This is a genomic window from Amylibacter sp. SFDW26, assembly GCF_009184395.1.
Lineage (GTDB): Bacteria > Pseudomonadota > Alphaproteobacteria > Rhodobacterales > Rhodobacteraceae > Amylibacter.
Genome location: NZ_WEIC01000002.1, coordinates 418,893 through 430,401 on the forward strand (window position 1 = coordinate 418,893; position 11,509 = coordinate 430,401).

At 46.0% G+C, this 11,509-nt stretch carries 14 protein-coding genes; 9 read left to right on the top strand and 5 right to left on the bottom strand.

All coding sequences use genetic code 11. From position 1 onward, the window contains the following. Positions 1 to 39: 39 nt before the first annotated feature. From ahcY to F9L33_RS08330, 5 genes are all read left to right on the top strand, one after another. Positions 40 to 1,425: an adenosylhomocysteinase gene (gene ahcY / locus F9L33_RS08310; protein ID WP_152142298.1), complete on the top strand. Its 1,386-nt coding sequence runs from the start codon at positions 40 to 42 to the stop codon at positions 1,423 to 1,425. A gap of 14 nt (positions 1,426 to 1,439) precedes the next feature. Beyond that, positions 1,440 to 2,174 carry an extensin family protein gene (locus tag F9L33_RS08315; protein WP_152142299.1) on the top strand — a complete coding sequence of 245 codons (735 nt, stop codon included), beginning with the start codon at positions 1,440 to 1,442 and terminating at the stop codon, positions 2,172 to 2,174. Positions 2,175 to 2,540: 366 nt separating this feature from the next. Further along, on the top strand, positions 2,541 to 2,966 hold the full coding sequence (locus tag F9L33_RS08320) for a hypothetical protein (protein ID WP_152142300.1): 426 nt from the start codon (positions 2,541 to 2,543) through the stop codon (positions 2,964 to 2,966). 115 nt (positions 2,967 to 3,081) lie between these two features. Further along, the gene (locus F9L33_RS08325) at positions 3,082 to 3,636 is read left to right on the top strand and encodes a hypothetical protein (protein ID WP_152142301.1); all 555 of its coding nucleotides are present in this window, start codon (positions 3,082 to 3,084) and stop codon (positions 3,634 to 3,636) included. 525 nt (positions 3,637 to 4,161) lie between these two features. Then, entirely contained in the window at positions 4,162 to 4,503 is a 342-nt protein-coding gene (locus F9L33_RS08330) for a DUF2853 family protein (protein WP_152142302.1), read from the top strand. A 50-nt stretch (positions 4,504 to 4,553) separates the two neighbouring features. On the opposite strand, the gene F9L33_RS08335 is transcribed toward F9L33_RS08330, so the two are convergent. Further along, positions 4,554 to 4,937, bottom strand: coding sequence for a DUF1761 domain-containing protein (locus F9L33_RS08335; RefSeq protein ID WP_152142303.1), 384 nt, complete (start codon positions 4,935 to 4,937; stop codon positions 4,554 to 4,556). A 112-nt stretch (positions 4,938 to 5,049) separates the two neighbouring features. Between F9L33_RS08335 and F9L33_RS08340 the strand changes: the two genes are divergently transcribed. Next, the gene (locus F9L33_RS08340; protein ID WP_152142304.1) at positions 5,050 to 5,430 is read left to right on the top strand and encodes an ectoine synthase; all 381 of its coding nucleotides are present in this window, start codon (positions 5,050 to 5,052) and stop codon (positions 5,428 to 5,430) included. Here F9L33_RS08340 and F9L33_RS08345 read toward each other — a convergent pair. The 3 genes from F9L33_RS08345 to tsaD are packed head-to-tail and all read right to left on the bottom strand — an operon-like array spanning position 5,427 to position 7,916. Beyond that, positions 5,427 to 5,846, bottom strand: coding sequence for an EVE domain-containing protein (locus tag F9L33_RS08345; protein WP_152142305.1), 420 nt, complete (start codon positions 5,844 to 5,846; stop codon positions 5,427 to 5,429). The genes F9L33_RS08340 and F9L33_RS08345 overlap by 4 nt on opposite strands. Position 5,847: 1 nt before the next feature. After that, the gene (locus F9L33_RS08350) at positions 5,848 to 6,819 is read right to left on the bottom strand and encodes an NAD(P)H-dependent glycerol-3-phosphate dehydrogenase (protein WP_152142306.1); all 972 of its coding nucleotides are present in this window, start codon (positions 6,817 to 6,819) and stop codon (positions 5,848 to 5,850) included. Further along, entirely contained in the window at positions 6,816 to 7,916 is a 1,101-nt protein-coding gene (tsaD, locus tag F9L33_RS08355; RefSeq protein ID WP_152142307.1) for a tRNA (adenosine(37)-N6)-threonylcarbamoyltransferase complex transferase subunit TsaD, read from the bottom strand. Before tsaD ends, F9L33_RS08350 begins: the two co-directional genes overlap by 4 nt. A 79-nt stretch (positions 7,917 to 7,995) precedes the next feature. Here tsaD and F9L33_RS08360 point away from each other — a divergent pair, with 79 nt between their 5' ends. The 3 genes from F9L33_RS08360 to F9L33_RS08370 all read left to right on the top strand — a co-directional run bounded on the left by F9L33_RS08360 (position 7,996) and on the right by F9L33_RS08370 (position 11,368). Continuing rightward, positions 7,996 to 8,685 (top strand): uroporphyrinogen-III synthase, encoded by a 690-nt coding sequence (locus F9L33_RS08360; RefSeq protein ID WP_193222000.1) that lies wholly within the window; start codon positions 7,996 to 7,998, stop codon positions 8,683 to 8,685. Between the two features lie 72 nt (positions 8,686 to 8,757). Continuing rightward, on the top strand, positions 8,758 to 9,918 hold the full coding sequence (locus tag F9L33_RS08365; RefSeq protein WP_152142309.1) for a COG4223 family protein: 1,161 nt from the start codon (positions 8,758 to 8,760) through the stop codon (positions 9,916 to 9,918). 13 nt (positions 9,919 to 9,931) lie between these two features. Next, complete coding sequence (locus F9L33_RS08370) at positions 9,932 to 11,368, top strand: heme biosynthesis protein HemY (RefSeq protein WP_152142310.1); 1,437 nt, start codon at positions 9,932 to 9,934, stop codon at positions 11,366 to 11,368. On the opposite strand, the gene F9L33_RS15765 is transcribed toward F9L33_RS08370, so the two are convergent. After that, positions 11,365 to 11,508: a hypothetical protein gene (locus F9L33_RS15765; RefSeq protein ID WP_193222001.1), complete on the bottom strand. Its 144-nt coding sequence runs from the start codon at positions 11,506 to 11,508 to the stop codon at positions 11,365 to 11,367. The genes F9L33_RS08370 and F9L33_RS15765 overlap by 4 nt on opposite strands. Position 11,509 lies beyond the last annotated feature (1 nt).

Here is an 11,509-nt window from a genome sequence, read left to right on the forward strand (position 1 = left end):
GCCACCCTAGAATTATATATTTGTAGAGGACCTTACATAATGGCCAATGACTATATCGTAAAAGACATCGCTCTTGCAGACTTTGGTCGTAAAGAGTTGAACATTGCTGAAACAGAAATGCCGGGCCTAATGTCCTTGCGCGAAGAGTTCGGCGATAGCCAACCTCTTAAAGGTTCGCGCATAGTTGGTTCTCTGCACATGACGATCCAAACCGCTGTTCTAATCGAAACATTGACAGCTCTTGGTGCAGACGTGCGTTGGGCATCATGTAACATCTTCTCTACACAAGACCACGCTGCTGCAGCTATTGCCGCCGCTGGTGTTCCAGTATTTGCGATCAAAGGCCAAAGCCTTGAAGAGCACTGGGATTACTTGGACAAATCATTCTTGTTTGAAGATGGCCCAAACTTGATCTTGGATGATGGTGGCGACGCTACACTCTACATCCTTTTGGGCGCACGCATCGAAGCTGGCGAAGAATTCAGCGTTGCTGGTTCTGAAGAAGAAGTAGCGATCCAAGCACAAATCAAAAAGCGTATGGCGGCATCTCCTGGTTGGTTCACAAAAATGCGTGACCAGATCCAAGGCGTATCTGAAGAAACGACAACGGGTGTACACCGTCTGTACGAACTGCACAAAAACGGTGAACTACCATTCCCAGCGATTAACGTGAACGACTCTGTAACGAAGTCAAAGTTCGACAACAAATACGGTTGTAAAGAATCATTGGTAGACGGCATCCGCCGCGCAACTGACACAATGATGGCTGGTAAAACAGCAGTCGTATGTGGCTATGGCGATGTTGGCAAAGGTTCAGCCGCTTCTCTTCAAGGTGCTGGTGCACGTGTTAAAGTCACTGAAATTGACCCAATCTGTGCGCTACAAGCAGCAATGGATGGCTTTGAGGTTACAACACTAGAAGACGCAGTTGCTGACGCTGACATCTTTGTAACGACAACGGGCAACAAAGACATCATCCGCATCGAACACATGCGTGCGATGAAAGATATGGCCATCGTTGGTAACATCGGCCACTTTGATAACGAAATTCAAGTTGCACAATTGGACAACCTGAAAATGACAAACATCAAAGATCAAGTAGACATGTACGAAATGCCATCAGGCAACCGTATGATCCTATTGTCTCAGGGTCGTTTGTTGAACCTTGGTAACGCAACGGGCCACCCATCATTCGTGATGTCAGCATCGTTTACAAACCAAGTTCTAGCACAAATCGAATTGTGGACTAAGGGTGATGAGTACAACAACGAAGTGTACATCTTGCCGAAGCACTTGGATGAAAAAGTTGCACGCCTACACTTAGAAAAAATTGGTGTGAAACTAACAGAGCTTTCCAAAGACCAAGCCAGCTACATTGGTGTGGAACAAGAAGGCCCATATAAGCCAGAGCATTATCGTTACTAATCATCTGATCTTAGATGACAGATAACTTAAAAAAACGCCGTCCCTATTTCCAGTGGGCGGCGTTTTTGCTTGTAGTAGCTGCCGCAACCTATGGCGGTTATCAGGCCATGATTCACCCCAACACATCCTTACCACCCGAATGGAACCCTACCGTTCCATTAAATGTGGATCACAAGCTTTCACCTCTTACGATGTGGAAGTTACGCAATGCTCTAGGCGATGCAGAACAATGTCATTCAGCTTTGGCAAACATAGCCAAATTGACCCGCTTGCCAGATTTTGAAAAAGACGAACTTTGCCACATCCGTGATCAAGTGGAATTGAATGCGATCGGTCAATCAAAAGTATTGCCCTTCAACACAAGATGCCAAATGGTATTGCGTATGGCGATGTGGGAAAAACACGGCATCCAACCTGCCGCGCAAAAGCATTTCCAGATCCCCGTTGGCGAGATCAAACATTATTCCAGTTACAGTTGTCGCAAAATCCGTACCGTTGGAGGTGACAATACTCGCATGAGCACACATGCCACGGCAGAAGCCATAGATGTATCAGGGTTCGTATTAAAAGATGGAAGCCGTATCGATTTAAAATCAGGCTGGAATGGTTCTGCCCAAGAAGCAGCATTCCTTAGAGATGTGCGCAATAGCGCTTGCGATTGGTTCAAACTCACCCTCAGTCCAGACTTTAACGCGCTTCATTCTGATCATTTTCATCTGCAACATAAGGGCTGGAATGCGTGCAGATGATCCATGCCTTGAAGAGACCATAATACCATTTACAACTGTTTATATTACAAGCGTAGGATATACTGCGGAATTGTGCTGCTCTCTTAACTGCACATTATGCATTAAAGCAGAATGTTGTCTGCGGGCGATTTTACGGGCTATAAAATTTATCATGAAATATGTTGGTATTCTCATCTATAGTGTTGGCTCAATCGCACAAGAAATCGCTTAGTATGAAACAAAGTCAAAGCCGCACTCAAAATAATGTTTCAAAGGTTTAACTTTATGATATTGGGGGTAATTATAATTAGTGGATTGTCTCCACTGTGAGCCTGAGTAGCTTTAGTTAGCATCTAGGCTCCTAGAAACGAAGATGAAGGTTATATCATGAAATTGTTCACCAGTTTTGCACTTATTGCTTCTATGTGCGGGTCTCTTGCCGTTGCCCAAGATATGGAGATTGTCGTTCCAAATGGTTGGGTTGCAACCGATTCTGGCATAGCAAAGGGAAATAGCGAATTATCCGTAGGGCCAATCCTCGATCTTGGTGAGCTGACGCCGGCGGAATACTTGGAACGGCTCGCGAAAGAGCCATTTGAATATAGCGAAATAACGTCGGTTAGCGAATTGAAAGATGGTAACATTGTTACGCAAGTAGCGCGCGAAGTGATAAAAGACGAGATTGAAGCAAGGTCAATCCTATTCATCTGCAAGGACGGGCAAAATAAACACCGCTTATTGGAACTCTTCACTGATGATGTTTTTGCGGTGATCTCTGGCGGAAAAGCGGCAATCGGCTTCTGTAGCCAGTAATCGATCCGTTTGCTCTGCCAACTTTAGGCTTGCCTCAAGCGATCGCAAACTATGTCCAACAGCGCGCAGCAATGTGCGCTGATTGTAATAAATTTAAGAAAATGGAGACTTCAAAGTGCTCAAGCTTACAACTCTACTAACCAGCATAATTTTCATGGCATTTGGTGGTATTGCGTTTTCTAAAGACCTTACAAGTAAAGATGTAACCCATTTCACGACGTTGATTGATTTATTGGAACACGAATACCGTGGTTCTTTAAGTAACTTAAAAACAAAGTTCGATACGTCATCAGCAGCTCAATTTCCGACAAACAATGCAGGGCATGTTGCTTTGTATGATCATACTTACAACGATCTAGCCAATGACACGGAGCAAGGTATTATAGATAAGGCCGTCATCCAGTCTGGATATTCTGAAGACGATGATTGGATATCCAAAAGCGATCGGATTGTAGCTGCATATATCAAAATTCAAACAGACAAAGGGCTTTATAAAAATATCATATCTATGCCCAACAGTGCGTTGCAGTCACTACCTACTGATGTTGCAAATCAGATCAAAGGCTTGTTGGCGATCATTCCCGCTGCGGAAAAAGCCAGTGATGCAGATGTTGCAGTGGTTCGACCACACATGGCTGCATTAGAAACAGCTATGACGGATGGGTTCTGATATGAAACATAAATTGCGTGACTTATGTATAAGAGTTACTACACAGACAGAATGAGAGATAAAAATCAATATGAGTGATACGATAGGGATTGAGAGATGGTTGAGCTTTGCTCAGAAAGCGTAGGGTGGGCTTAAGCCTGCACACTCTATAAATTCACCTATCAAAGTGATCGTGGCAAGCTGCGTACATTAATGTAATCAACTTATTCACGTGCTGTATCGCTCAACCTAGTTTTTCTTTGATGATCCTATAGTTTTTATATTGTTTAATCCTATCAATTACTTAATTTAATGTCCCAGTTGGGACATAGTGGTTTTCCTCAGATATAGAAACAATCATCCATCCTTCCTAGTGGCATACTAATGTACCTAAATTTCCAGGTTTTCGCTTTTTTCATCTTTTTCCTTTTTTATTGAAGGCACTTCACCTATCCTCTGGATTGAAACCGTGCATGTATCTAGCTCCAGCACAGTTTTTTAAAGAAATTTCGGGGTACGATCCGAAAACAGGGAAGGAATTAATTAATGAGCAAACGTGATGATTTGATCGCGCTGTACGCGGAAGACCTAAGCAGCAAATGCGGAATGCAGGCTGACATGGATTTACTCACAAAAGTAACAATTGGCTGTGGCCCTGCAATCTATAATGATGACGCATCTACTGTTGCAGGTTCTCAAGAGGCTGAACTTGAAACGGTGAAAAACAATTTTCTAATCAAAAAATTGGGTATGTCAGATAGCCCTGAGTTGATGGATGCTATCAATTCTGTGATGACAACATACGGCCAATCAAACCGCAACAAATACCGCGCGGTTGTGTATTACATGCTGGTTAAGCATTTTGGCAAAGAGTCCGTATACGGCTAAGCCACTTCACAAGTTTACGAAAAGGCGTCCATTAAGGGCGCCTTTTTTATTTAGAACAGCATTAACACCAAACCGATGACACCACAGCCAATCGTGGCATACCCGCCATCGATTAAAAGTAATTTCATAGGTCTGCCCGCAAACCCATAGTTTGTAGCGATCCAAGGTGTTGCAATAAACAAACCAAGACCTAGACCGCTTATGACACCCTTTCCAAGACTATCAACGCCAGTTCCTACAAAAACATGACGCATCATACCAGCCACTAAAATCGCACTGATAAGCCCTGTTAGATATGTCACAGCACCAGCGTTATGCGCCTGTTCTTCGGAAACACCTGCAGCTTCCATCCATGGTTTCGACAATGACATGTACCAAACGGCACCAAAGGCAAAGGCTGCGATACCTGCTGCAATAACGGATAAATATTCCATAACTCATCCTTTCTGTTTGAATTTTTAGTATGCGAAGTTTCGCCGCCCGAATCTATGATTTTATTTTTCGAGTAAGTAACTAAGGTAATCCTATGAAGCGAAAGGAAGCAGAATGATTGTACGTGACATAAAATCTATTATTGGCAGCGACCATGATGTGCATGGGTCAGGTTGGAACAGCCGTCGCTTATTGGTGCGCGATGATGGCATGGGATACACAATGACGGATACGATCGTTAAAGCAGGAACAGAGATGACGTTAGAGTACAAAAACCATCTTGAGGCTTGTTATTGTATTTCAGGATCGGGTGAGATCGAAGATCATGCATCAGGTCAAATACACCAGCTTTTTAAAGGTGTGATTTATGCTTTGGATAAGAATGATTATCACACATTACGTGTGCATGAGGGCGCGGATATGAATTTGATTTGTACATTTACACCCGCTTTAACGGGGCAAGAGGTACATGGACCTGACGGCAGTTATTCTTAACCTGTATACCCACCAAGGTCGCAAACGATTTTCCATTCTTCATTTGTGACTGGTTGCACAGATAGACGTGAACTTTTCACCAATGCCATTTCAGTCAAACGTGGATCAGCTTTGATCTGTTCTAGTGTCACAGGATTTGGCACATCTGCCACAGCTTTTACATCCACACATTCCCAACGATGATCGTCCGTGGTGCTGTCAGGGTGGCATTCCGCACAAACCTCGACCACACCCACAATGCGTTTTTCTTTGACGGAATGATAAAAGAACCCCAAGTCGCCAACCGACATTTGACGCATGAAATTGCGGGCCTGATAATTGCGCACGCCATCCCATTCTTCGCCAACATCACCCTTGGCCACCTGTTTGTCCCAACCCCATGTGTTGGGTTCCGATTTAAACAACCAATATGCCATATCACACCTCGTGTTTTAGTGGCCTCGACATCAATTGCGTCAAGGCGTCTGTAACGGATAGTTCTTCTTGTAGCACAGCTGAAACCGCTTTGCAGATTGGCATTTCCAATCCGTGTTTTTCCGCCAATGCACCAACTGCCAGTGCTGTTGAAATACCTTCAACGGTTTTCGTTTGCCCAAATCCCGCTTGCGACCCAACCTGATGCCCAAAGGCAAAGTTGCGTGATTGCATGGATGTACAGCTTAACACCATATCGCCAAACCCAGACAGTCCAGACAATGTTTCGGGTTGCGCACCCATCTTATGCGCCAATCCCGTGAGTTCCGCAAAACCGCGTGTTAACAATGCCGCTTGCGCACTTTCGCCCAAGTTTGATCCATTCACGATCCCACAAGCTATGGCATAGACGTTTTTCAATGCGCCGCCCAATTGCACACCCTGCACATCATGGGATAAATACATCCGCAATGTTGGTGTCGATAGCAATTCTTGCAGTTCGGCACCCAGTTCGGGGTCAGCGATGCCAAGCGTTAAGGCCGTTGGCTTCCCACTGGCAATCTCTGCCGCAAAGCCTGGGCCAGAGATGGCACCGAATATCAGATCAGGGCGTTCCTCTGCCAAAATATCTGTTTGGCTGCGCGATGTGTTCAACTCAATCCCTTTGGCGCACATCAACACAGGGCAGGTTAAACCCTTGAAAGCATCCGATTGAATAACCGAGCGTGAAACCTGCGCAGGCACCACCATGAGCAACACATCAGAGTTTGTTAAATCAGACAGATCGCTTGTGGTCATCAAAGCCTTTGGCAACTCAATATCGGGCAGATAAGCTGTATTTACACGCTTTTCAGACATCGCATTCATCTTTTCAGCACTCCGCCCCCAAAGCGTAACAGAGTTGCCGCCGCGTGCCAGAACACAGGCCAAAGCCGTTCCAAATGCACCTGCGCCAATCACCCCGATATTTTTCATGCCTTAGCACCCTTTTTACCCGAGCCTAGCATTGGTGCCGCCGATTGATCCAGTGGCCATCTTGGGCGGGCGTTCAAGGATATGTCGCTGAATGCACCTGCGCGGTACTTTTCAACGCCAACCCACGCGATCATAGCAGCGTTATCTGTGCAGTATTTCAAGGGGGGTGCCAAAAAGGAAAACCCTTGTTCCGCGCATAAATCTTGCAGTGCCGCACGAATTTGAATGTTGGCAGCTACACCCCCTGCTACAGCAAGAACAGGCGTTTTCGTATCCGTTTGTTCCATAAACGCCAAACAAGCGCGGCGCGTTTTTTCAGTCAGAACCGCAGCAACAGCATCCTGAAACCCAGCACATAAATCAGCTTGATCCGTAACAGTCAGTCCGCCTTTTTCTTCAACAATCTGATCACGGGCACGACGCAATGCGGTTTTCAAACCTGAAAAGGACATATCGCAACCGGCACGATCCAGCAAAGGTCGTGGGAATTTAAACCGTTTTACATCACCTTGCGCAGCTTTTTCTTGAACCAATGGCCCACCCGGGTACCCAAGCCCCAACAGCTTTGCAGTTTTGTCAAATGCTTCACCAGGTGAATCATCAATAGTACCGCCAAGGCGTGTGTATTCATCCGCCGAATGCACAATCAAGAACTGGCAATGCCCGCCACTGATCAGCAACATCAAGTAGGGAAAGGCAATGCCATCCGTCATGCGGGGCGTCAAAGCATGCCCTGCCAAATGGTTCACACTGATCAGCGGTTTACCAGCGCCCACAGACAACCCTTTGGCACACATCACGCCGCTTAAAACACCCCCGATTAAACCGGGGCCTGAGGTCACAGAAATTGCATCAACCTCTGCCAATTTCAATCCCGCTTTATCCAGCGCGTTCTCAACACAAATATCCAAACGCTCTGCATGTGCGCGCGCTGCAATCTCTGGCACTACGCCACCAAAATCAGCGTGTAGATCATATTGCTCAAACACTTCGGATGAAAGGATTTCAGTGCCGTTTTCAGCACTGTGGCGCACAACAGCAGCGGCTGTATCATCACAGCTGCTTTCCAATCCTAAGATCGTAATTGAATCTGACATTGCCAATCGTCGCCTTACATGTGCATTTTGGTTAAGGTTGAGTTATCACCTGACTGAAACGCAAGCAATGGACAGCCGCATGAAAACACTTCTGATGATCAGGGATGAACAGCTTGCTGCAGATTTCGTGACTGCGCTGGGTGCGGTAAACCCAGTTATCTATGCGCCTATGGTGACGATTGAGTGGGTTAATGCAGATCAGCCTATTCCTGCCGCAGAAGTTTTAATTTTCACATCCTCAAACGCTGTACGCGCCTATTGCAAAGCCACTGAAGGTCGCTCTGCAAAAGCCATATGCGTTGGGTCTATAACGGCTAAAGCAGCGGGTAACCAAGGTATTGAGGTATCTAAAACCTATGAAACTGTCGAAGCTTTGATTGCAGATGTAAAGAACGACCAAGATCAATATACATCAATTCTTTATCCAAGAGGCGAAGTTGTATCCGTAGATATTGCCCAAGCGTTATCTGATACCGATATCACTCTAACAGAAGCCATTCTGTACAAACAAACGTTTCATGACCTACCTCAACAGGGCATTAACGAAATCGAATCATCCCCAGTTGTGGTGCCAATTCTATCCAAAGAAATCGCAGGAAGGTTCCTAGAGGCCATAACCATATTAAATTCACGAAACGTCACTATAATTTGCATCAGCCCTGCAGTTGCTGAAATTTTCAAAGATTCCACAGGTTTTACAGTGCAAATCGCACCTAAGCCCACACGTGCGGCTTTAATACAGATGGTACAGGTCGCATTGTCGGCCTAGAAAACCGCAAGAAGCCCTTTAAGATCGTGAAACAGGGCCTTATATTCAATCTGTTAGTTAAAAGGTATTCCCGTGGCAAAAAAAGACACCGAAAACACAGATGTTGAACAGCTAGAAGACAAAGCAGAAATTGTTGAAGCTGAAACAGAAGAAGTGATCGCGGACGAAGACACATCTGATCAGGATGTTTCTGACGAAGAGTTTGAAGATGACGAACATGAAGACGAGGAAGAGCATCGTTCCCTTTCCGCAAAAGTCTTGCGTGCTTTGGGCATCTTTGTTGTCGGCGCAGGTGTTGCCCTATGGGGTGGTCCAAAAGTGGCGCCTATGTTGCCAGCGGGTTTGTCACCTGTTGCGGAATTCCTATCCCCGCAAACAGATGTATCAACGCAGCTTGCGGCACTGAAAACGGATTTTGAAGCACAGATCGAAGTGGCAAAAGCAGACACATCAGCTTTGGCAGAATTGAAAACGCTTGCTGAAAAGAATGCAGTACTTGAAATGCATGTGGATACATTGGGTGCAAGTATTACGGAGCTGTCTGAAAGCTTGCAAAAGATCCAAGCAGATGTGGCAACATTGGAAACGCGCCAAAGCTTAACAACTCAAGGCGGTGAACTATCCGCAGAAGCATTGAAAAACTTCGAAGAGAAGTTGGCTGCAATTTCCGAAGCACAGTTAAAACTGAACCAAAGCCAAGACTCAGCTGTTGCAGCACAGCAAACAGCAGAAGAAAAACTGAAACTGGCAACTGCAACACGCGCAATTGGTCAGATTACAGATGCTTTGAAATCAGGCGCGCCATTCAACGATGTATTGGCAGAGCTTGGTGATATCAACGTTCCAACAGCTTTGGCAGATATTGCTGAAACGGGCACTGCATCCTTGAACGATCTAAAAAAACAACTGCCATCACTGGCACGTACTGCAATCCGCGAAGATGCAGCCGTAAATTCAACAGATAGCGTTGTTGGTAAATTCACATCCTTCCTGAAATCTCAGGTGGGCACACGGTCATTAGAGCCACAAGAAGGCGATGCCGTCGATGCCGTTCTATCACGTATCGAGGCAGCATTGGCTGATGCAAGCCTAAGCGATGCACTGGCAGAAGCGGGCGCTTTATCAGATGCAGCAAAAGCCACATTGGGCGATTGGATAGCATCATTGGGCACGTTGGATGCTGCTACGAATGCGCTAAACGATTTACAACAAACACTAACGTCACAAGACTAGACGGGACATCATTATGATTTGGTCATTGGTAAGAATTATACTTTTTATCGGCATTATTGCCCTCATTACCTTTGGCATAGTGTTTGTCATTGAAACTGGTGGTGAAGTCAGACTGTCTTTGGCAGAAAAAGAATACAGCTTTAGCCCGCTTATAGGCGTCATTGGCTTGGTTCTGCTTCTTGCCGCGCTTTGGGTTGCCAAATTGGCACTGGGCTTGATGTCTGCCGTGTTCCACTTCTTTAACGGTGATGAAACTGCAATTACACGCTATTTCAACCGCAACCGTGAAAAGAAAGGTTTTGATGCGTTGGCCGAAGGTATGGTTGCCTTGGCAGCTGGCGAAGGCAAAACAGCGATGGCGCAAGTGTCCAAAGCGGAACGTATGTTGCAACGTCCAGAACTGACAAACCTTGTGAATGCGCAAGCGGCGGAAATGTCTGGCGATACGAAAAAAGCGCTAAAGTATTACAAAAGCCTTTTGGAAAACGATCGCACCCGTTTTGTGGGTGTCCGTGGTTTGATGAAGCAAAAGCTGGCAGAGGGTGACACTGACACGGCTATGAAGCTGGCGCAAAAGGCTTTTGCTTTGCGTCCTGCACATGAAGAAACACAAAACCTATTGTTCGAAATGCAGTCTGATTCAGGTGATTGGTCAGGGGCACGTGAAACGATTGTAACCAAGGTTCGCAAGGGCAGCTTGCCCAAAGATGTGGGTCGTCGTCGTGAAGCAATTTTGGCAATGGCTGATGCAAAGGATCTGTTAGATGCTGGCGATGTTGAAGCGGGTAAAAATGCAGCGATTAATGCGAATAAGCTAGCGCCGACTTTGATTCCAGCGGCAGTTCTGGCGGCCGAAATGCAAACCCTTGCGGGCAATAAATCTGCGGCTGCTAAGATCATCAAAAAAGCGTGGACAGGGAATACCCACCCTGATCTTGCAGCGGCTTTTGCAGAGATCGAGGAAAATGAAACATCTGAACAGCGTTTGAAACGTTTCAACGTTCTGACAAGGGTCAATGCAACAGATACAGAAACACGTCTGTTAAAAGCAGAACTTGCTTTGGCAGACGAAGATTTTCCAGCGGCACGCCGCGCGTTGGCTGATCTGCATGAAACAGAACCAACAGCGCGTTCGTTGTCTGTTATGGCAGCTATTCACCGTGGCGAAGGTGCTGGCGATGAAATCGTACGCGGCTGGCTGAACAAAGCTTTGGTTGCATCGCGCGGTCCGCAATGGATTTGCTCGTCTTGTAATAAAATCCACGTTGCTTGGACGCCGAAGTGTGACAACTGTAAAGCGTTCGACAGCATGGATTGGAAAACACCGCCAGCAAGCGATGATGTGGAACAGTCGACACGTCAACTGCCATTTGTAGCTAGCGTATTAACAGCATCAGACAGTGCAACAGATGCCGTTGTTGAAGAAGCAGAGGTTGTTAGCGAAAGCTAAACATTCTCAGCAATCATAGAGATCATCTCAAATATCACTTCAGCCGCACCTATCGCTGTTATTTGGTTGGGGCTGACTTTGGTCGGAATCAAACAAACCACATCACCACTAATGGAAACAGGCCGTGCGCCACTTTTCATG